Below are 21110 nucleotides of genomic sequence, written 5' to 3' on the forward strand. Positions count from 1 at the left end.
CTCCAAGCGGGTGATCATGGTTGTCCCAAGGTAAACGCCAATGCTTACCAATTGGTTTCCAACTGCGACGAAATTTCCGGGTCCGCCGCGCGATATCCTCTTGAAGCGCCCCTGCCCCGAGCCCATTTCTTGTTCGAGACCCGGCCAGTGGGTGCCTTTTCAGGGCCCGAAATTTTCCGGGGGCTTTATCAAAAAGGAGAGACCGATGAACATGGAGAAGTTCACGGAACGGTCGCGCGGCTTCCTTCAGGCCGCCCAGACCATCGCAATGCGCGAGGGCCATCAACGTGTGGTGCCAGAGCATCTTTTGAAGGCATTGATGGATGACGATCAGGGCCTTTCGTCCAATTTGATCGCCCGCGCAGGCGGCGAGCCAAAACGCGTTGCCGAAGCCGTTGATCTGGCCGTGAACAAGCTGCCCAAAGTGTCGGGCGGCGACGGGCAGGTTTATGTCGAGCAAAGCCTCGTGCGTGTACTGGATGAGGCCGAAAAGATCGCCAAGAAAGCCGGTGACAGCTTTGTTCCGGTTGAGCGGGTGCTGATGGCACTGGCCCTTGTGAACACGCGCGCGAAAGACGCGCTAGAGGCTGGGGCGGTCACGGCGCAATCGCTGAACACCGCGATCAACGATCTGCGCAAGGGGCGCACTGCTGACAGTGCTTCAGCTGAGGAAGGCTATGACGCGCTCAAGAAATATGCGCGCGATCTGACCGAGGCCGCCGAGCAGGGCAAGATTGACCCGATCATCGGGCGCGATGATGAGATCCGGCGCACCATGCAGGTGCTCAGCCGGCGCACCAAGAATAACCCGGTGCTGATCGGGGAACCGGGCGTGGGTAAAACCGCGATTGCCGAGGGCCTTGCGCTGCGCATCATCGACGGTGACGTGCCCGAAAGCCTGCAGAACAAAAAGCTGCTCGCGCTGGATATGGGCGCGCTGATTGCCGGTGCGAAATATCGCGGCGAATTTGAAGAGCGGTTGAAATCCGTTCTTAAGGAAATTGAATCGGCAGCGGGTGAAATCATCCTGTTCATCGACGAGATGCACACGCTTGTGGGCGCGGGCAAATCCGATGGCGCGATGGATGCGGCCAACCTGATCAAACCGGCGCTTGCGCGCGGTGAGTTGCACTGCGTGGGTGCCACGACGCTCGACGAGTATCGCAAATATGTCGAGAAAGACGCAGCTTTGGCGCGGCGTTTCCAGCCCGTGATGGTCGAAGAGCCGACCGTCGAAGACACGATCTCTATCCTGCGCGGCATCAAGGACAAATACGAGATGCACCACGGCGTGCGGATCTCGGATTCGGCGCTGGTTGCGGCGGCCCAGTTGAGCCATCGCTACATCACCGACCGCTTCCTGCCCGACAAGGCGATCGACCTTATGGATGAGGCCGCGTCGCGTCTGCGTATGGAAGTCGACAGCAAGCCCGAGGAACTCGACGCGCTGGATCGCCAGATCCTGCAAATGCAGATCGAGGCAGAGGCGCTCAAGAAAGAGGATGACGTCGCCTCCAAGGACCGGCTCGAAAAGATCGAGAAGGAACTGGCCGAGGTGCAGGAACGGGCCTCGGAGATGACCGCCAAATGGCAGGCCGAGCGCGACAAACTGGAATCGGGACGCACCCTGAAAGAGCAACTCGACAAGGCGCGCGCCGAGCTGGATCAGGCCAAGCGCGAGGGCAATCTGGCGCGCGCGGGGGAACTGTCTTACGGCATCATTCCGTCGCTGGAAAAACAGCTGGTCGAGGCCGATGCCGCCGAAGGCGACGACCTTTTGGTCGAGGAATCGGTGCGCCCCGAGCAGATCGCGGAAGTGGTCGAGCGTTGGACAGGTATCCCGACCTCGAAAATGCTGGAAGGCGAGCGTGAGAAGCTGCTCAAGATGGAAGAAGAGCTGCACAAGCGCGTCATTGGTCAGGACACCGCAATCACCGCAGTGGCCAATGCCGTACGCCGTGCCCGCGCGGGTCTGAACGACGAAAACCGTCCGCTGGGCAGCTTCCTGTTCCTCGGGCCGACCGGCGTGGGGAAAACCGAGCTGACCAAGGCCGTCGCGAATTATCTGTTCGACGATGATCAGGCGATGGTGCGTATCGACATGTCCGAGTTCATGGAAAAGCATTCCGTGTCGCGGCTGATCGGCGCCCCTCCTGGTTATGTCGGTTATGATGAGGGCGGTGTGCTGACCGAAGCGGTTCGTCGGCGCCCCTATCAGGTCGTGCTGTTCGATGAGGTCGAAAAGGCCCACCCCGACGTGTTCAACGTGCTGTTGCAAGTGCTTGACGACGGTGTGCTGACCGATGGTCAGGGGCGTCGCGTGGACTTCAAGCAAACGCTGATCGTGTTGACCTCGAACCTCGGATCTCAGGCGCTAAGCCAATTACCCGAGGGCAGCGATGGTGAACAGGCCAAGGCGCAGGTCATGGAAGCCGTTCGGGCGCATTTCCGCCCCGAATTCCTCAACCGTCTGGATGAGATGGTGATCTTTGACCGGCTCAACCGCGCGGATATGACTGGCATCGTGACCATTCAGCTCAAGCTGCTCGAAAAACGGCTGGCGCAACGCAAGATCTCGCTGGATCTGGATGCGGCGGCGCGCAAATGGCTAGCAGATGCAGGCTATGATCCGGTTTACGGGGCACGCCCGTTGAAACGGGTGATCCAGCGCTCGCTGCAAGACCCGCTCGCCGAGGCGATCTTGGGTGGCAAGGTGATGGATGGCGCTACCGTTACGGTCTCTGCAGGCCCCGATGGGCTTGTGATCAACGGCCACGCGGCCACGCCCAAGGGCAAGCCGAAGGGCGAAGGCGTGCCCTTGCACTAATTGAAACCAGCCGGGGGGCTCTGCCCCCCGGACCCCTCGGGATATTTGCGTCAAGAGGAAGATGACGTAAAAGATCGGCTTGGAGAATGTCTGAGTCATGCCCGCACTTTGCCGAGATTGCCTAGCCACTTTCGAGCACGCGCCCCCGCGCTGCCCGCACTGTGCGCGCACACGCATCCTGTCCCATCCCGAACTGTTCGAGCTGTCGATCGCGCATATTGACTGCGACAGTTTTTATGCGTCGGTCGAAAAGCGCGATGATCCCTCGCTGAGCGCGAAGCCAGTGATCGTGGGGGGCGGCACGCGGGGTGTGGTCACCACCTGCTGCTATATCGCGCGGATTTCGGGTGTACGCTCGGCAATGCCGATGTTTCAGGCGCGCAAGCTGTGCCCCGATGCGGTGATCATCAAGCCGCGCATGGATCATTACGTTGCCGTCTCGCGCCAGATTCGCGCCCGGATGGCGGCGCTTACCCCACAGATTGAACCGCTCTCGCTGGATGAGGCCTTTCTTGATCTGACCGGCACCACCAAGCTGCACAACGCCCCCCCGGCGCTGCAAATGGCCCGGCTGGCGCGCGCGATTGAAACCGAGGTGGGCGTCAGTGCATCGGTTGGACTGTCGCATAACAAGTTTCTCGCCAAGATCGCCTCGGATCTTGATAAGCCGCGCGGGTTTTCGGTGATCGGACGGGCCGATACCGAGACTTTTCTGCGCGACAAGCCAGTGGGGATTTTATGGGGGGTCGGGGCGGCAACGCGTGCGGCTTTGGGGCGCGCTGGCATCCGCACGCTGGCCGATATTCGCCGCGCGGGTCAGGATCGGCTGGTTGCGCGGTTTGGCGCAACCGGGGCGCGGCTATTTGAGTTGGCACATGGGCGTGACAGCCGTCAAATCACCCCCGATGCGCCCATCAAATCGGTGTCCAACGAGACCACTTTCGCCACGGATATGACCGAACGCGCAGAGCTTTTGGCGCAGCTTTGGCATATGTCGCAAAAGGTCTCTGCACGTATGAAAGCGCGCGAAATTGCCGGGCGCACCGTTACGCTCAAACTCAAGCGCGCCGATTTTTCCTCGCTCACGCGGCAAACCCAGCTTGAAGAGCCAAGCCAGTTGGCCGACACGCTGTATCGCGCGGGCGAGCGCCTGTTTAATGCGCTGCCGCCCGCCATGGCCTATCGCTTGATCGGGATCGGATTTTCAGACCTTTGCGCCGCGGATGGGCGTGATCCGGTGGGCGATCTGCTTGATCCGCAGGCTAGCAAACGCGCGGGCGCTGAACGCGCCGCAGATGCGATTCGCGCGCGCTTTGGCGACACGGCGATCAACACCGGGCGCGGACTAACTGCGAAAGATAAAAATTCGGGCTGATCTGGCAATCTTTACGCGATCTTCACCCCCCGATACGCACCATCGCCAGACGACATGCGAAGGGCGGATTGATGAGCAAACCTCTTGACCATGCGCTGCGCACCGCGATTGGTGCGCATGCCCCTTGGAAGATTGAGCTAAAGGCGAGGGTGGCTTTGGGATTTCCTCAGGCACCCGTGAAGACGCGAAATTTTGTTAAATCAATCGCTTGCACCATGCGTTCCATCAAACTGTCGGGAAGAAAATCAGTGCGGTTGAGCAGCGCAACGACAGTTTGGCCGGCAGCTTCTCGCGGCGGATTTCATGCCATAATCTGGCCATCTGATGTCGCAGCTGAAAAACTGGCTCGCGAGGTCAAGGCGCTTTACGCAGCCTAGAACCACCTATTCAGCGGCCATACGCATGGGTTGCGCGCCGATGGCACAGATTTGTGCGATGGCGCGCTCCATCAAGGCGCTAAAGGCGCGGAAATCTTCACTGGGCTCGACGCGCTCCTCGTCCATATAGAGAGCGCGGTCGATCTCGATCTGCACGACATGGATATTGTCGCGTGGCCGCCCGTATCGCTGCGTAATATACGCCCCCGCAAAGGGGGTGTTGCGCGACACGGCCAAGCCCTCTGCGGCAAAGACCGACTCGATTTGCGCCACCAAGGGGCGCGCCGCCGAGGCCCCATAGCGATCACCCAGAACGATTCTGGGGCGGCGTGCGCCCAAACTGTCCAACGCCTCTGAGGGCATCGAATGCACATCAATCAAAATCGCCTGACCTTGGCGCTGATGGGTCTGCGTCAACAGATTGCCCAAGGCCGCATGATAGGGCCGCCAGACATGGTTGAGACGCGCAGCCACCTCGATCTGGGCAATCTTGCCGCGATAGATCGCCCGGCCGCCCGAGACTACCCGCGGAATCACCCCTAGCCCTGCTGCGACACGCGGACCGGGATGCGAGCGCTCCAGCCCTGCGATCAACGCCGAATCAAGTTCATCTTCGGCTCGGTTCAGATCCACCCATGCGCGCGGATATTGCGCCGCAATCACCGCCGCACCATAGCGAGGTGCTGATGCCAGCAAGCGATCCACAAACGCATCTTCAGAAGACCGCAACTGCATCATATTCAACACAGACCGCCGTTGCAGGCTCTCGGGGTAATGCGCGCCGGAATGCGGTGAGGCAAAGATCACCGCAGTCTGCGCGCTCTGAGGGGGCAAAAGCGTGAAGGCCGATACAGAATGTGGGTCTGAGTGATGTGGTTTTTCGGTCATGGAGCCTCGCGATGATGCGCCAGAGCTTACACCGGATCGCTTTGTAGCCAAATCCCCCTTGAAAGCCGTTTCGACTCCTTTTATAGACCCCCAGACCGACGCGATCCCGCGCCCTTCGGTTTGTTCAATTACCCTTCGGGATATTGACATGATTGGGGCGATGAAACGGGGTCGAACGGCTGTGGGCGGTTAGCTCAGCGGTAGAGCACTACGTTGACATCGTAGTGGCCACTGGTTCGATCCCAGTACCGCCCACCATCGATTCACCGCCCCCGGTGTTCGGGGGCTTCGTTTTTCAAGGCGCACGCGCGCCGCGAATAGGAGAAGACCAATGAAGGTCCGTAACTCGCTCCGCTCGCTCAAGCAGCGTCATCGCGATTGCCAGGTCGTGCGCCGTAAGGGCCGCGTCTATGTGATCAACAAGACGCAGCGTCGCTTCAAAGCCCGTCAGGGCTGAAGCAGACCGAGCCTAACGTATAAAGCCGCGCCGTGGGTCACCCCGGCGCGGCTTTGTCATATGTGGCGCTCACAGGAAGCGGGCGTGCCTAGCCTGCCCCTCCCGCGCGCCATGCTGACAGCGCGGCGTTATCTTCGGGCGCAGCGGCCGCCTTGAGCGCAGAGGGCGGCGCCACGCTTTTGTTCATGCGGAAGTAAAACGCCTCGCGCGCCCCGAAATAAAAGCTCACCACAGCGCCCAACAGCCACCACAGCGGTTCGGGGACATAGTTCAGCCCGACCATACGCTGCGCAAATCCGACGGGATCAATCATCGCATAGACGAATAGCCCGACAATCCCAAAGGCCAGTACCGGGCGCGGCAACCGGTTGATCCCGTTTACGATTCGGTCAAACACGCCGGGGCGGACATATTCGAATTCCGCCCCATGTTCTTGCAGCGCCGCAATATAGGCAGCCTGCGCTGCTTCTAGTTTTTTCGTGGCGTTGGGCACGAACACCTCAGCCACCGAGGTCGCGGCATCCCCCACAGCCTTGGCCGCCCCTGCCCCACCAATCAGCTTGTCGATCACGCCCATTGCGCCACCCGCTTGCGATGCTCGCTCTCGGTCAGTCGAAAGCGTGGCGAGACAAATTCCTCGGCGCGCAGGATCCAGCCACCCTTGGTGCCCGCGCGCGTGGTGGCATATTTGCGGCTGGCAGGGCGCGCATCAGCGACGCGGTAGTAGTAATTGCGCCGCGCGATCCCGTAGGCATCCACCAAATAGCCCGGCGCTGCGGCCTGTGCGAGCTCAGCCGCGGCAATCGTTTGCGGGCCGATCACGCCATCCACCACCACGCGCTGGCCCATATCGTTCAAGAGCCGCTGCAATACCACAATCGCATTGCCACCCGCGTTCACATACATATCGAACACCGAGGGTTGGAGCGCACCGGGCAGCTTTTTGATCAGCGGTTCTTCGAAGTAATGTTTGATGAAAATCTCGACGGCCTGTTCGCGGCTGAGCGCGCGCACATCCATCTCATCGACGCGCCCATCACCCGTCTGATCAAGCTTGAGCCGCTGCAACGTGGCCAGCGTGACCCCGAATTTCGTCGCCCCGCCCGGATCATCCGGATCATCCGGATCATTGACGTAACCGCCTTCGCGCGCAACGATATCTTGCGCAATCTGCGTGACAGATTTCATGGCCTATCCCCGTTTTGACAACGGCGACAGGCTTGCAATTATGGGTTAAAAGGCGCGCAAGGCAGCGCGCGCTGGGCATGCAATCAGCGTAAGATTACGACGTCGGCGCCTCGTAGACACCTTGCTCTTTGAGCGCGTCGATCACTTCCTTGGGCATGTAATTCTCATCATGCTTGGCCAAAATTTCAGAGGCGACAAAGGTGCCCCCTTCCATTTGGCCGGTGCCGATCATGCCCTGACCTTCTTTGAACAGGTCTGGCAGAACGCCCGCAAATTTCACCGGAACGGTCGCGCCGCCATCGGTGACGGAAAAGGTGATGACCTCGCCCTGACCGCGCTTGAGAGTGCCCTTCTCGACCAGCCCGCCCAAGCGGAACACCTCACCCGGTTTGGGCGGCTCGGTCGCAAGCTGTGAGGGGGCGCGGAAGAAGTTGATGCCATTGCGCATCGAATACCCGATCGTCCCGGTTGCGACGACCAAGGCCAGTGCGGCCACGGCCAGCACCTGAATACGGCGTTTCTTCTTAAGGCTCTTCATCGTCTCTCCTCCTCGCCCCGATCTTACGGGAAAACCGGCGCCAGCATAAGCCCCTCGGCCTCATCCATCCCTAGCATCAGATTGGCATTCTGCATCGCTTGGCCCGAAGACCCTTTGCAAAGATTGTCCAATGCGACCACGACCGTTGCGCGGCCGGGGATACGATCCCCTGATACACCAATATGAACAAAATTGGACCCCGTAACCGACCGTGTCGAGGGGAGTGCGCCGAAAGGTAGCACCTCTAGGAAACGTTCAGTGGCGTAGCGATCACTCAAAGCCTGATAGATTGCCTCTACATTACCGCGCACATAGGCGGTCGCCAGAATACCGCGATTGAACGGCGCGAGATGCGGGGTGAATTGCACCATCACAGAGCGCCCGGCCAAGGCACTGAATTCCTGATCGAATTCGCCGATATGACGGTGAGTGCCGCCTGCGGAATAGGGGTGGGTTCCGCCCGATAGTTCAGCATGAAGCAGGTTTTCCTTAAGCGCACGCCCCGCGCCCGACACCCCGTTTTTCAGATCGAGAATGATTTCATCAAGGTCGATGACGCCGGCCTCGATCAAAGGGCGGATCGCATATTGGCCCGCCGCCGCATTACAGCCCGTGCCCGCCACCAGCCGCGCGTCGCGAATCGCCTCACGATAGAATTCGGTCAGCCCGTAAACCGCCTCTTTCTGCATCTCGAGCGCGGCATGGGGTTTGCCATACCATTTCTCATAAGCCGCCGGATCGCGCAGCCGGAAATCGGCGCTCAGATCAACGATCTTGAGGTCGCGCGGCAAGTCTTTGATCACCGCCTGCGAGGTCGCATGAGGCAACGCACAAAACGCCAGATCGACACCGGAGAAATCGATCTCTTCGATCTTGACCAGATCGGGCAGATCGAGATGGCGCAGATGGGGGAACACATCGCCCATGCTCATGCCTGCTTTTCGCTCGCCCGACAGGGCCACAATCTCCATCCCGGGATGGGTGGCGATCAGACGAACCAGCTCAGCCCCGGTGTAGCCGGATGCTCCGAGGATGGCGATCTTGTGGGTCATGGATAAACCTTCGCATCAAGGACGGGCGGTCAACGCCGCTTTGCGCTCTATTTCGGCGCTCCACCTTGCTGCGTCAAGATTTATCCCGCGCGATGCTGACGCCGACGTATCAGCAAAAGCCCTGCCAAACCGGTCAGCAAAAGCGGCGCTGTCGCGGGAAGCGGCACCGCCGAGGGGCTCTCGACGAGCGGATCAGACGGCAAAAGCGCCGATGACAGATCGAGGCCATAGCTGAGCGGCGCGTTGCCGTAGGTAAAGATCATCGCCAGATACAGCGTGCCGCCAAAGCTGCTGTCCAGTGTGATGCTGCGATTGTCGGTCAAGCTGTTAGAAGCACTGACCGGCTGATAGGGATCGTATGCGATCCCGAAATCGCCGGGATTCAGACCGTCCCAGTTATAGGAAAAGGGGTTGGAACTGTAGCGAATCGACCCGCCGCCGTTCAGATAGCTACCGGTGAACGCATCCGCGCCCGACAGAGACAGCGTCAAAACCTGCGCGCCGCTGGCCAGACCGCCTACCCTGAAGATATCAGTGTCGCCTGCAGCCCCAACGCCGATAATCATCGAGGTGCCGCTGGCGATCAACGTCGGGCTGGACCAGTTCGAGGAATACTCGCCAACATCCAACTCGGACACACTCAGTGCCGACGCCGGGCCGGCCACAAGGGCCAGCAGACTGACAAGAATACGCAGAGTCGCCATCACAGGCCTCGCTTAGGGGTTCGCTCGCAATAAAGTTAACAATCGATTGCGGCCGAATTAAGCGTCCTATGCGGCAACAAAACGGATTGGATGGCGCAGGAATTGCGTCGCGTGACTGGAAACCGAGGACGGATCGCCCGTCGTCAGAAACTTCGACTCGGTCCCGGCACCCATAAAATCGGGATGGCGCGTCAAGTAATCAGCCAGGCTTTCAGCCACCAAGTTCGCCTGGCTATATACCGCGACATCGGCCCCCAAAGCCTCTTGAAAGGTCTTTTGCATCAATGGGTAATGGGTGCAGCCCAAAATCGCGGCCTCGGGGCGCGGCATCCGCCGCTTGAGCGCCTCGACATGCGATTTCACCAAGGCTTCGGCCAAAATCTCATCACCATCCTCAATCGCATCGACAACACCGCCGCAGGGCTGGGCCTCTACATCGACACCAATCGCACGGAACGCCAATTCGCGCTGAAACGCGCGCGAGGCCACCGTCGCGGGCGTCGCGAACAGCGCCACATGTTTCACCGCCACTTCGCGCGGTGGGGAATTGTCGCCCCATTTGCGTTCGGTCAGTGCCTCAATCATCGGCACGAACACCCCCAGAACGCGCTTGCCCTCGGGGATCCAGCTTTCCTGCATCCGGCGCAAAGCGGCAGCCGAGGCGGTATTGCAGGCCAAAATGACCAGATCGCAGCCCTCGTCCCACAGCCGTTCGACCCCTGCGCAAGTCAGGTTGAAAATGTCATCGGCATCGCGCACGCCATAGGGCGCATGGGCATTGTCACCGTAATAGCAAAACGCCACATCGGGCAGACGCTTGGCGCAGGCATCGTAAACTGTCAGCCCACCCAGACCTGAATCGAAGACACCAACGGCCATTGCACTCTCCCGCGCGAAACCCCGGCGCGGGAACTGCGCCGGGTGGGCCTCATTTAAGCCCAAGTCTTCGCGAAAGAAACGTCTTTATGCTCACTCAGCGGCCATCGGTTGGGGATGCCCACCCGCGCGAAACGCTGCCAACAGCGCTTCGCGGCGTTTGGACGCCATCACCTCGGCCTGTGCTTTGACCGGGCCATAGCCGCGAATACTGAGCGGCAACTCGGCCAGTTCCCGCGCGATCTCCATCGTGTCAGGCGTGACCTTGGGCAGGATATCGGCCATGTCGGCCTCATATTGCGCGATCAGAGCTCGTTCCATCTTGCGCTCGGCAGCGCGCCCAAAGGGATCAAACGGCGTGCCGCGCAGCCCCTTGAGCTTGGCCAGAACCTTGAAGCCACGTTCCATCCACGGACCGAATTCGCGCTTGAGCGGTCGCCCATTCGCGCCTTCCTTCGACAGGATCGGCGGAGCGAGGTGGAAGCGCATCTCGAAATCGCCATCGAACTCGGCGCGTGCCTTGGCCGCTGTGGCCAGATGCAGCCGCGCGACCTCGTATTCGTCCTTATAGGCCAGCAGCTTGTGATAGCCCTTCGCGACTGAAACGCGCAGATCGTCAGGCGCGCTGTCCACCAGCTTGCGGAAACGTTTGGCAAGCCGGTTATTTTGATAAGCCACCAGTTGATCAGCGCGGAAATCGACGGGATCAACCGGGGCTTTGACCACCTCGGACACCATCGCGCGCGCCGCCTGTTCAGGATGCACCATCGCCCAGCGCCCCAGTTCGAAGGCACGCTTGTTTTCTTCGGGCTTGGCGCCGTTCAGCTCAATCGCGCGGGTGATCGCCTCAAGGCTCAGCGGCACATAGCCCTGCTGCCATGCCGCGCCCAACACGACCATGTTGGAGTAAATCGAATCCCCCAGCATGTGGCGCGACAATTCCGACGTATCGACAAAGGCCACCCGATCTTTGAGCCGTGCCTCAAGGCTGAGGCGCAGCTGATCGCCGGGCAGGCGGAAATCGCGGTTGCGGGTGAATTCGCCCGTCACGATCTCATGGCTATTGACCACCGCCCCGGTGCGCCCCGTCGTCATCAGACCCAACGTTTTCGAGCCCGCCGAGACCACCAGATCGCCACCGATCACGCAATCCGCCTCGCCCACGGCCACGCGGATCGCGCTGATATCGTCGGGCTTTTCAGCGATGCGCAGATGGATATGCACCGCGCCACCCTTTTGCGCGAGACCCGCCATCTCCATCATGCCCGCGCCCTTGTCATCCAGATGCGCCGCCATCGCGAGCACTGCGCCGATGGTCACGACGCCAGTGCCCCCGACCCCGGTAATCACAATATTATGCGTGCCATGGATTGTCGGCAGCGTGGGCATCGGCAAATCGGGAAGGTCCAGTTCCTTGGCCTGCGCTTTCTTGATTTTCGCGCCCTTGAGCGTGACAAAGCTGGGGCAGAACCCGTCGAGACAGCGGAAATCTTTGTTGCAGGACGACTGGTCAATCGCACGTTTCGTGCCGAGTTCCGTTTCCACCGGCACGATCGAGACGCAGTTGGATTGCACGCCGCAATCGCCGCAGCCCTCGCAGACATCGGTATTGATGAACACGCGCTTGTCCGGGTCGGGGAATTTACCACGCTTACGGCGGCGGCGTTTTTCAGCCGCGCAGGTCTGCACATAGATCAGCGCCGAGACGCCCTTTTCCTTGGCCAGCCGCTTTTGCACTGCCATCAGCTCGGCGCGCTCGAATTTCTCGACCGTCGACGGGAAGGTGCTGAGATCGACTTCTTCCTTCTCGTCATAGACCACCACGACCGGCTTCACGCCCATTGCGGTGATCTCGGCGGCGATCTGTTGCGCGCTCAGATTGCCCTCGTTTTCCTGCCCCCCGGTCATCGCGACCGCATCGTTGAACAGGATCTTGTAGGTGATGTTGGTGCCCGCCGCCAAAGCCGCGCGGATCGCCTGAACGCCGGAATGGTTATAGGTGCCATCGCCGAGGTTCTGGAACATATGCTCGCGCTTTGAGAACGGAGCCTCGCCGACCCAGTTCACGCCCTCTCCGCCCATATGGGTGAAGCCTTCGGTATCGCGGCCCATCCATTGCACCATGTAGTGACAGCCGATCCCGGCATAGCCGCGCGTGCCCTCGGGCAGCTTGGTCGAGGTGTTGTGCGGGCAGCCCGAGCAATACCACGGTGTGCGCGAGGCGATTTCAGGAGCGTTATCGGCACGCTGCGCGGCCTCGATCTTGGTGATGCCAGCCTTGATGGCATCGGTATCGCGCCCCTCTTCGATGAAAATATCGCCCAGCTTTTGCGCGATCATCACCGGGTCCAGCGCGTAGCGCGTCGGGAACAGTTCTACCCGGCGGCCATTCTCCCAGCTATCGCCTTTGTGCCAGCCATAGACGCGCCGCCCCCCGCGATCGTCGAACAGCGCTTCTTTAACCTGCACCTCGATCAGCTTGCGCTTTTCCTCGACCACGATCACCAGATCGAGCCCCTCGGCCCATTCATGGAAACTATCCATATCCAGCGGGAAGGTTTGCGCGATCTTATAGGTGGTGATGCCAAGGCGCTCGGCCTCGGCGGCGTCGATGCCCAGCAGCGACAGCGCATGGCTTAGATCAAGCCAGTTCTTGCCCGCAGCCACCAGACCGATCTTTGCGCCGGGCTGTCCCCAGACGCGTTTGTCGATGCGGTTGGCACGCGCGAACGCCTCGGCGGCGAAACGTTTATAGTCGATCATCCGGGCTTCTTGCGCGACCGGGGTATCGTTGAGGCGAATGTTCAAGCCGCCCTCGGGCATCTTGAAATCGGGCGTGACGAATTGCATCCGTTGCGGGTCGCCATCGACCACCGCCGTCGCCTCAACCGTGTCCTTCATGGTCTTCAGACCTACCCAGACACCGGCAAAGCGGCTTAGCGCATAGCCGTAATGGCCCAGATCAAGGATTTCCTGCACCCCGGCGGGGGACAGCACGGGCATATAGGCATCCACCATCGCCCAGTCCGATTGATGCAACACGGTCGAGGATTCACCCGTGTGATCATCGCCCATCGCCATGATCACGCCGCCACGGCGCGAACTGCCCGCCATATTAGCGTGGCGCATCACGTCGCCCGAGCGGTCGACCCCCGGCCCCTTGCCATACCAAAGACCAAACACGCCGTCCTGCTTGCCATCGCCACGCAGCTCGGCCTGCTGGCTGCCCCAAAGGGCGGTCGCGGCGAGGTCTTCGTTCAGCCCCGGCTCAAAGCGCACATTGGACGCCTCGAGCACGGTTTTCGCTCGCGCCATCTGCAAATCGACTGCGCCCAGCGGGCTGCCACGATAGCCGGTGACATAGCCTGCCGTGTGCAGCCCTGCCGCCTTGTCGCGTGCCGCTTGCGCCAGAACAAGGCGCACCAGCGCCTGCGTTCCATTCAGCAAAACCGGCGATTTCGTCAGGTCAAACCGGTCCGACAGAGTTATTTCTTGCCTTCCCATTGAGCACCTCCCCTTGCTATTTGGGCATTTGCGTCATGATAGGTCACAAATTCTGACCTAGAAAGGGAAAATATGTTACAAAGCGGTTTCTTAAATGTTCGAGAGTAATGTAAAGGAACTTGCGCATCCTGGCGCACGACCGAACCGAAAGTGACCGGAATGGATTGGGACAAGCTTAGAATATTTCACGCAGTGGCCGATGCGGGGTCTTTGACCCATGCTGGTGACGCCCTGCATCTTTCTCAATCTGCCGTGAGCAGACAGATCCGTGCGCTTGAAGACGTGCTTGGAACGACTCTGTTTCACCGCCATGCACGGGGACTGATTCTCACCGAGCAGGGCGAATTGCTGTTTGATGCGACCTCGTCGATGGCGAAAAAGCTTGAAAGCGCCTCGGCACGCATTCGCGATTCCGAGGAAGAGGTGTTGGGCGAACTGCGCGTGACGACGCCAACGGGCTTTGGCACGCTGTGGCTGGCGCCGCGGTTGATCAAGCTTTACGAAAAATACCCCGACCTCAAAATCAATCTGATGCTGGAAGAGCGCGTGCTGGATTTGCCGATGCGCGAGGCCGATGTGGCGATCCGCATGAAGGAACCCGCGCAGGCCGATCTGATCCGTAAGCGTTTGCTTAACATTCGGATGCGCCTTTATGCGACGCCGCAATATTTGGAGCAGGCCGGGATGCCCCAAAAGATTGAGGATCTGGCGCATCATCGGATGATCTGCCAGACGCCCTCGACGCCTCAGGTTCAGGCAGGTGCGCAACTCGGGCAGCAGGTGCTGGCCTATGATCAAGCCTCAACCTTGATGGTGAACAACTATTTCGGGGTGCTACAAGGAGTGCTCAATCATATCGGGATTGGCATTTTGCCCGATTATCTGACCGCCGACTTCCCCAACCTTCAGTTGGTGCTACCCGAGCTTGAGTCGGTCGAGGTGCCCGTCTTTCTAGCTTATCCCGAAGAACTCCGCTCATCGCGCCGCGTCACCGTGTTTCGCGACTTTATTCAAGAAGAAATTCTTGCCTACCGGCGCCAGAAAAGCAGTGAAACAACCGAGGGTTGAGCCGAGGCATAACCGCAACGCATAGCAGGCATGACGTGGATGTGTCCTGTTTTCCCTTGATGCGTTCACATCCTGCCCATAAATGAGGCTCAGAAGGCGAAACATGTCTAGGCATGCATCACCTTCTACCTCCCTGTTGGACTTTGGCCGAGCTTTGTCTCGGCCTTTTTTTTTGCGCGGCGTATTTTCGCGACTTTCGGCGCGGCAATTCAGCTACCTATGCAGCAATGACATGGTGGCCCTAAATCAGCCCCTCTCGCCGCCTTTGACCAAGCTGGAAAAGCAAGTCGACATGCGCAACTGATCGGCTGAAATCCCCAAAACCAGACGCTGGGCCCTCGGGCCATGCGGTTTTTGTGCGTTTGCTGCCCCCTCAACCCCCGCCAACCCCTTCCCCCCTTGGCCGGATTGGCCTATGAAAACCGCAAAACGCACAGCCCCCGGAGAATGCAGATGGACGAGCCGCAGATCACGCCGGAACTCATCGAGGCCCATGGTCTAAAGCCCGACGAATACGAAAGCATCCTCGAGATCATCGGGCGTGCGCCGAATTTCACGGAACTCGGCATCTTCTCGGCGATGTGGAACGAGCATTGTTCGTATAAGTCTTCGAAGAAATGGCTGCGCACGCTGTATACCGAAGGCGCGCAAGTGATCTGTGGCCCCGGCGAAAACGCGGGCATCGTCGATATCGGCGACAATCAGGCCGTGGTTTTCAAGATGGAGAGTCATAACCACCCGTCCTACATCGAGCCCCATCAAGGCGCGGCCACCGGCGTCGGCGGCATCCTGCGTGATGTGTTCACGATGGGCGCGCGCCCGATTGCGGCGATGGACAGCCTGTCTTTCGGCATGCCCGATCATCCCAAGACCGCCCATGTCGTCAAAGGCGTGGTTGAAGGTGTGGGATCTTACGGCAACTGCTTTGGCGTGCCCAATGTCGGGGGCGAGGTGCGCTTTCACCCCTCGTATAATGGCAACTGTCTGGTGAACGCCTTTGCAGCCGGGCTGATCGACAGCGACAAGATCTTCTACTCTGCCGCCTCGGGCATCGGCATGCCGGTGGTGTATCTGGGCGCAAAAACCGGGCGCGATGGCGTGGGCGGCGCAACGATGGCCAGCGCCGAGTTCGACGACACGATCGAGGACAAGCGCCCCACCGTGCAAGTCGGCGACCCCTTCACCGAGAAATGCCTGCTTGAAGCCTGTCTCGAACTGATGGCCTCGGATTCGGTGATCTCGATTCAGGATATGGGCGCGGCGGGTCTGACCTGTTCGGCCGTGGAAATGGGCGACAAGGGCGGTTTGGGCATCAAGCTGCATCTTGATAAGGTGCCCCAGCGCGAAGCCAATATGACCGCCTATGAGATGATGCTCAGCGAGTCGCAAGAACGCATGTTGATGGTGCTCAAGCCCGAGAAAGAGGCCGAAGCCCGCGCGATCTTTGAAAAATGGGATCTCGATTTCGCCATTGTCGGCGAGACGGTGGCCGAGGATCGCTTTCTTATCCTGCACCACAATGAGGTGAAGGCCGATCTGCCGCTCTCGAAGCTTGCGTCGAGCGCGCCGGAATATGACCGCCCTTGGGTGGAAACGCCCCCCGCAGGTGCCGCCGAGGCCCTGCCCGCGATCGGCCCGATTGCCGCGCTTGAGGCGCTGATCGGCTCGCCCAATTACGCGGCCAAGAACTGGGTATTCGAGCAATATGACACGCAGGTCATGGGTGACACCGTGCGCCGCCCCGGCATGGGCGCGGGCGTGGTGCGTGTGCACGGCACGCCCAAGGCGCTGGCCTTTACCGCCGATGTGACCCCGCGCTACGTCAAGGCCAACCCGTTCGAGGGCGGCAAACAAGCCGTGGCCGAAGCCTATCGCAACCTCTGTGCGGTGGGTGCGAAACCGCTGGCTACGACTGACAACCTCAATTTCGGCAACCCCGAAAAGCCCGAGATCATGGGCCAGTTCGTCGGCGCAATCAAAGGCATCGACGCGGCTGTGCGCGCGCTGGATGTTCCAATCGTGTCGGGCAATGTGTCACTGTATAATGAAACCGATGGCGCCGGCATTCTGCCCACGCCAACGATTGGCGCGGTGGGGCTGCTGGACAGCCTTGACGATCTGATCGCGGGCCTGCCCTCTGCGGGCGACGTCGCGATGGTGATTGGAGAGACCAAAGGCCATTTGGGGCAATCCGCCCTGGCCTTCGAGGCGTTTGGGGTGGAAAGCGGCGATGCGCCGCCCGTCGATCTGGGCGCCGAGCGTCGGCATGGCGAATTCCTGCGCGACAACCGCAACCTTGTGAAATCGGCCAGCGATCTGTCCGATGGCGGGCTGGCGCTGGCGCTGTTTGAAATGGCCGAGGCGGCGGGTATCGGTGCGACCGTCGAGACAGACGACATCGCTCAGCTTTTCGGTGAAGATCAGGCGCGCTATCTTGTCGCCTGTTCCTTCGATCAGGCCGAGGCGCTGATGGCCGCAGCCCGGCGCGCCGAGGTGCCTTTGGCGACCGTTGGCCGCTTTGGCGGCGAAAGCATCACCTTCGGGGCCGAAACCGCTCCGATGGCCGAGCTGTCGACACTCTATCGCAGCGCGTTCAAAGCCGCGATCGAGCGCTGAGGCGCCTTTCGCACTCTGACCCCAAGATGCGTACGCGCGGCAGCGCCCCCCTTGCGGCGGCCTGCCCGCGCGCTTAGATTTGCCTCAAAGGACGAGGAGCCCTATTTATGGCGATGCAAGCGCATGACATCGAAGCCCTGATCCGGGTGGACTTTCCCGATGCCAAGATCACGATCACCGATCTGGCCGGCGACGGGAACCACTGGGCGGCCGAGGTCATTGACGAAAAATTTCGCGGCATGAACCGGGTGCAACAGCAACGCGCCGTTTATGCCGCACTCAAAGGGGCGATGGACGGGCCCAACGGGGCGCTGCATGCGCTGGCCCTGACGACGAAGGCGCCCGACTGACGATGAATGAGGCGCGTTCGGCGCTTTGAATTATAGTTCGGGAATTTTCCCGGCTTTTCTCACACGGGCTTCGCGGGTTGCGCGAAGACAACGCAAAGGATCATAGCGATGAGCGCGCAAGATCAGATCAAGAAAACAGTGACCGAGAATGAGGTCGTTCTCTTCATGAAGGGCACCAGAGACATGCCGCAATGCGGGTTTTCCTCGCGCGTGGCCGGGGTGCTGAACTTCATGGGCGTCAACTATGCCGACGTGAACGTGCTGGCCGATGCCGACATTCGCCAAGGTATCAAGGATTACTCCGATTGGCCGACGATCCCGCAGCTTTACGTCAAGGGCGAGTTCGTGGGCGGCTGCGACATCATCACCGAGATGACGCTTTCGGGCGAGTTGGACCAGCTATTTGAGACCAAAGGCGTGACCTATAACAAAGAAGCCGCCGAGCAGATCCGCGCCGCCAACGCCTGATCTGTCGCGACATGCACCCAAACGCCCCGCCCCAATCGGCGGGGCTTTTTCATGCGCTCACAGTTGCTCAAAAAACGGATCTATCTGCCAATAGGCGTGAAAATCACGCGCGGTGTTGCGCGCCATTCCCGCCAATTCCATCGCGTAGATATCCATACTCAGCAGCGCCGCCAGCTTATAGCCCCGCTCCGCCGCTTCCGAGGCCACGCCCTTGCCGCGAAAATTGTCCTCAATCGCGGCAGCGGCGGCGACCAGCGCGTAGGGTAGATCAAAGACCGCCGCATCGGGCCATTGCATGACCAGATCGCGCACGAGCGCGCGCCACTCCTCACCAGAGCTCAACAGCCGCTCAATGGCGAACGCCACGAGCGCATCCTCATTACCATACGTCATTACCCCAGCCAGATCGGCTTCACCCAAGCCAACTCTCGCTTAAATCTCTTTTTCTGCAATAGGGGAGATCGAACCGTCTGCTAACTCTTATTGCTTAGACAGCCTCGTCGCTTTGACCAAATTGTTGAGTTCCGCCCGGCCCGTCGCTAGCGTTTCGCCCAGAGTTATAGCCGTTATAGCCGGACATCATCATGCCCCCACCGATACGCACCACTCCCATCCGCGCAATTCCGGCACGCCGCTTGACCTCGCGTGGTTTGACAAGATCGCGGTGAACACACCCGCCGCGACGGCGCGCGCCGCCACGCTGGCCACGCGCCGCTCCGTCAAGAAAGAGTGGCAAGTGCTGATGAAAGAAGAACTGGGCCGCGACTGGCTGCGCCCGGATCTCTTCCGCATCGGCGCCTCATCGCTTTTGGGCGACATCGAACGCCCACTCGAACACCATGTGACCGGGCGCTATGCGTCCTCCAGCCGCCATGCCTTAGCCTGAGGGACAGATGCCGACAGTGAAAGATATCCTCGACAGCATGGAATATGGCCCAGCCCCGGAAGCGGCAGGCGAAGTCACCGCATGGATTAGCGACCGCGCCCCCTTTGGTCATTTTATTGACGGCAGTTTCACCGCCCCTGCCGACACATTCACAACCGATAACCCCGCCACCGGCGCGCCCTTGGCCCAAGTCAGCCAAGGCTCGGCCCAAGATGTTGCGAGGGCCGTGAAAGCCGCGCGCAAAGCCGCACCGAAATGGGCCGGTCTGGCGGGCCATGAGCGCGCGAAATACCTATATGCCATCGCGCGCCACCTGCAAAAACGCGCGCTTTCTGGCGGTGCTAGAGGTGCTCGATAACGGCAAACCGATCCGCGAGGCGCGCGACATCGACATCCCGCTCGCGATCCGCCACTTCTATCACCACGCGGGCTGGGCCGAGTTGCTGGCCGACGAATTTCCTGGCCATACCCCGCATGGCGTGTGCGGTCAGATCATCCCGTGGAACTTCCCGCTGCTGATGCTGGCTTGGAAAGTCGCGCCTGCCTTGGCGGCGAGCAATACAGTGGTGCTCAAACCCGCCGAATATACCCCGCTTACCGCGCTGGCCTTTGCCGAGATCTGCGCCGAAGTCGGGCTGCCCAAAGGTGTGCTCAATATCGTGACAGGCGATGGCGCGACCGGGGCGGCGCTGGTGGTTTCGGATGTCGATAAGATCGCCTTTACCGGCTCCACCGATGTCGGGCGCACCATTCGACGCGCCACTGCGGGCACACCCAAGGCGCTCACCCTCGAATTGGGGGGCAAATCGCCCTTCATCGTCTTCCCCGATGCCGATCTGGATGCGGCGGTTGAGGGCGTGGTCGATGCGATCTGGTTCAATCAGGGGCAAGTGTGCTGTGCTGGATATCGCGGCGCAGGTCAAGGCGGGCGTGGTCTGGGTCAATTGCACCAACCAATTCGACGCCGCCACAGGTATTGGCGGCATGCGCGAAAGCGGGTTGGGGCGCGAAGGCGGGCGCGAGGGCATGGCGGCCTATTTGCGCGGCCCCGATATCAAGTCCAAACTCGAGACCCCCGCCCCCGATTTCAAGACAATGCCCAGCCCCACGACGCCCGCGTCGGGCGGCATCGACCGCACGCCGAAACTCTATATCGGCGGCAAGCAAACCCGCCCCGATAGCGGCCATAGCTACACGATCTCGGCCAAGGGCCGCGAACTGGGTCTTGCCCCCCTAGGCAGCCGCAAGGACATCCGCAACGCGGTGGAAGCAGCACATAAAGCGGGCGCTTGGGGCAAGCAGACCAGCCATAACCGCGCACAGGTTCTGTATTACATCGCCGAGAACCGCGCCGCACGGCAGACAGAGTTCGAAGCACGGCTGAAACACGCGGGCCACGACCCCAAAGAGGCCGCAGCCACTGTTGCGCGCGCCTTCTACTACGCCGCTTGGGCGGATAAGTTCGACGGCGCAGTGAAATCGACGCAATCAGCCAAAGTGACGCTGGCGATGCATGAGCCTTGGGGCGTGATGGGCGTGGCTTGCCCCGATGCCAGCCCGCTGCTGGGCTTTGCCTCACTGGTGCTGCCCGCCATCGCGATGGGCAACCGGGTGGTCGCGATCCCTTCGCAATCCATGCCGCTGCTGGCAACCGATCTGTATCAGGTGTTTGACACCTCAGATCTGCCCGGCGGCGTGGTCAATATCGTCACTGGCCCGCGCAACGATCTGGCCAAGACCTTGGCTCAGCATGATGATGTCGCAGCGATGTGGTATTGTGGGGACGCCGAGGGGCGCGCAATGGTGAAGGCTGAAAGTGCGGGCAATCTCAAAGCGACTTGAGCGTTTGAAAACCGTGACTGGACGACCGCACAGGGCCGCGATTTCCTCAACCACGCGACCCAGATCAAAACGATCTGGGTTGCCCTACGGCGAA

The 21110-nt window shown here is 60.5% G+C and carries 17 protein-coding genes, 1 tRNA gene and 2 pseudogenes; 11 read left to right on the plus strand and 9 right to left on the minus strand.

From position 1 onward, the window contains the following. Positions 1 to 205: 205 nt before the first annotated feature. The 3 genes from clpB to AB4874_RS05390 all read left to right on the plus strand — a co-directional run bounded on the left by clpB (position 206) and on the right by AB4874_RS05390 (position 4579). Positions 206 to 2827 carry an ATP-dependent chaperone ClpB gene (gene clpB, locus AB4874_RS05380; protein ID WP_295532483.1) on the plus strand — a complete coding sequence of 874 codons (2622 nt, stop codon included), beginning with the start codon at positions 206 to 208 and terminating at the stop codon, positions 2825 to 2827. Between the two features lie 97 nt (positions 2828 to 2924). After that, positions 2925 to 4202 carry a DNA polymerase IV gene (locus AB4874_RS05385; protein WP_368391212.1) on the plus strand — a complete coding sequence of 426 codons (1278 nt, stop codon included), beginning with the start codon at positions 2925 to 2927 and terminating at the stop codon, positions 4200 to 4202. Positions 4203 to 4273: 71 nt separating this feature from the next. Then, a complete protein-coding gene (locus AB4874_RS05390; protein WP_368391213.1) occupies positions 4274 to 4579 on the plus strand; it encodes a hypothetical protein in 306 nt (101 codons plus the stop codon). Positions 4580 to 4585: 6 nt separating this feature from the next. Here AB4874_RS05390 and AB4874_RS05395 read toward each other — a convergent pair whose 3' ends face one another. Continuing rightward, positions 4586 to 5467: an N-formylglutamate amidohydrolase gene (locus AB4874_RS05395; RefSeq protein WP_368391214.1), complete on the minus strand. Its 882-nt coding sequence runs from the start codon at positions 5465 to 5467 to the stop codon at positions 4586 to 4588. Between the two features lie 183 nt (positions 5468 to 5650). Here AB4874_RS05395 and AB4874_RS05400 point away from each other — a divergent pair. Next, positions 5651 to 5725 (plus strand) — tRNA-Val (locus tag AB4874_RS05400). 73 nt (positions 5726 to 5798) lie between these two features. Next, the gene (gene ykgO, locus AB4874_RS05405; RefSeq protein ID WP_038065693.1) at positions 5799 to 5924 is read left to right on the plus strand and encodes a type B 50S ribosomal protein L36; all 126 of its coding nucleotides are present in this window, start codon (positions 5799 to 5801) and stop codon (positions 5922 to 5924) included. Between the two features lie 88 nt (positions 5925 to 6012). Here the strand turns inward: ykgO and AB4874_RS05410 are convergent, their stop codons facing one another. The 7 genes from AB4874_RS05410 to AB4874_RS05440 form a co-directional block, all read right to left on the minus strand. Further along, positions 6013 to 6501 (minus strand): holin family protein, encoded by a 489-nt coding sequence (locus tag AB4874_RS05410; RefSeq protein WP_295532475.1) that lies wholly within the window; start codon positions 6499 to 6501, stop codon positions 6013 to 6015. Next, complete coding sequence (locus AB4874_RS05415) at positions 6492 to 7112, minus strand: holin-associated N-acetylmuramidase (protein WP_368391215.1); 621 nt, start codon at positions 7110 to 7112, stop codon at positions 6492 to 6494. Before AB4874_RS05415 ends, AB4874_RS05410 begins: the two co-directional genes overlap by 10 nt. A gap of 94 nt (positions 7113 to 7206) precedes the next feature. Beyond that, positions 7207 to 7650, minus strand: coding sequence for a cytochrome c maturation protein CcmE (ccmE, locus tag AB4874_RS05420; RefSeq protein ID WP_295532471.1), 444 nt, complete (start codon positions 7648 to 7650; stop codon positions 7207 to 7209). A 23-nt stretch (positions 7651 to 7673) separates the two neighbouring features. Further along, the gene (argC, locus tag AB4874_RS05425; protein WP_295532469.1) at positions 7674 to 8702 is read right to left on the minus strand and encodes an N-acetyl-gamma-glutamyl-phosphate reductase; all 1029 of its coding nucleotides are present in this window, start codon (positions 8700 to 8702) and stop codon (positions 7674 to 7676) included. An 80-nt stretch (positions 8703 to 8782) separates the two neighbouring features. Further along, the gene (locus tag AB4874_RS05430) at positions 8783 to 9406 is read right to left on the minus strand and encodes a VPLPA-CTERM sorting domain-containing protein (RefSeq protein ID WP_368391216.1); all 624 of its coding nucleotides are present in this window, start codon (positions 9404 to 9406) and stop codon (positions 8783 to 8785) included. Between the two features lie 66 nt (positions 9407 to 9472). Next, on the minus strand, positions 9473 to 10285 hold the full coding sequence (locus AB4874_RS05435) for a glutamate racemase (protein WP_368391217.1): 813 nt from the start codon (positions 10283 to 10285) through the stop codon (positions 9473 to 9475). Positions 10286 to 10375: 90 nt separating this feature from the next. Next, on the minus strand, positions 10376 to 13786 hold the full coding sequence (locus AB4874_RS05440; protein WP_368391218.1) for an indolepyruvate ferredoxin oxidoreductase family protein: 3411 nt from the start codon (positions 13784 to 13786) through the stop codon (positions 10376 to 10378). Positions 13787 to 13945: 159 nt separating this feature from the next. On the opposite strand from AB4874_RS05440, the gene AB4874_RS05445 reads away from it, so the two are divergent. The 4 genes from AB4874_RS05445 (at position 13946) to grxD (ending at position 18288) form a co-directional block, all read left to right on the plus strand. Further along, positions 13946 to 14854: a LysR family transcriptional regulator gene (locus tag AB4874_RS05445; protein WP_295532461.1), complete on the plus strand. Its 909-nt coding sequence runs from the start codon at positions 13946 to 13948 to the stop codon at positions 14852 to 14854. A 453-nt stretch (positions 14855 to 15307) separates the two neighbouring features. Next, positions 15308 to 17470 carry a phosphoribosylformylglycinamidine synthase subunit PurL gene (gene purL, locus AB4874_RS05450; protein WP_368391219.1) on the plus strand — a complete coding sequence of 721 codons (2163 nt, stop codon included), beginning with the start codon at positions 15308 to 15310 and terminating at the stop codon, positions 17468 to 17470. A gap of 107 nt (positions 17471 to 17577) precedes the next feature. After that, on the plus strand, positions 17578 to 17820 hold the full coding sequence (locus AB4874_RS05455) for a BolA/IbaG family iron-sulfur metabolism protein (RefSeq protein ID WP_038128291.1): 243 nt from the start codon (positions 17578 to 17580) through the stop codon (positions 17818 to 17820). A 108-nt stretch (positions 17821 to 17928) separates the two neighbouring features. Then, positions 17929 to 18288, plus strand: coding sequence for a Grx4 family monothiol glutaredoxin (gene grxD / locus AB4874_RS05460; RefSeq protein WP_295532454.1), 360 nt, complete (start codon positions 17929 to 17931; stop codon positions 18286 to 18288). 57 nt (positions 18289 to 18345) lie between these two features. Here the strand turns inward: grxD and AB4874_RS05465 are convergent, their stop codons facing one another. Continuing rightward, on the minus strand, positions 18346 to 18681 hold the full coding sequence (locus tag AB4874_RS05465; protein WP_295532452.1) for a hypothetical protein: 336 nt from the start codon (positions 18679 to 18681) through the stop codon (positions 18346 to 18348). Between the two features lie 337 nt (positions 18682 to 19018). Between AB4874_RS05465 and AB4874_RS05470 the strand changes: the two are divergent. Next, positions 19019 to 19174, plus strand: a pseudogene (locus tag AB4874_RS05470) (deoxyribose-phosphate aldolase); the annotation flags it as partial. Between the two features lie 7 nt (positions 19175 to 19181). Beyond that, positions 19182 to 21016 (plus strand): annotated as a pseudogene (locus AB4874_RS05475) (aldehyde dehydrogenase family protein). The last annotated feature ends 94 nt before the right edge of the window (positions 21017 to 21110 follow it).

It is taken from the genome of Thioclava arctica, from assembly GCF_040892615.1.
GTDB classification, from domain to species: domain Bacteria; phylum Pseudomonadota; class Alphaproteobacteria; order Rhodobacterales; family Rhodobacteraceae; genus Thioclava; species Thioclava arctica.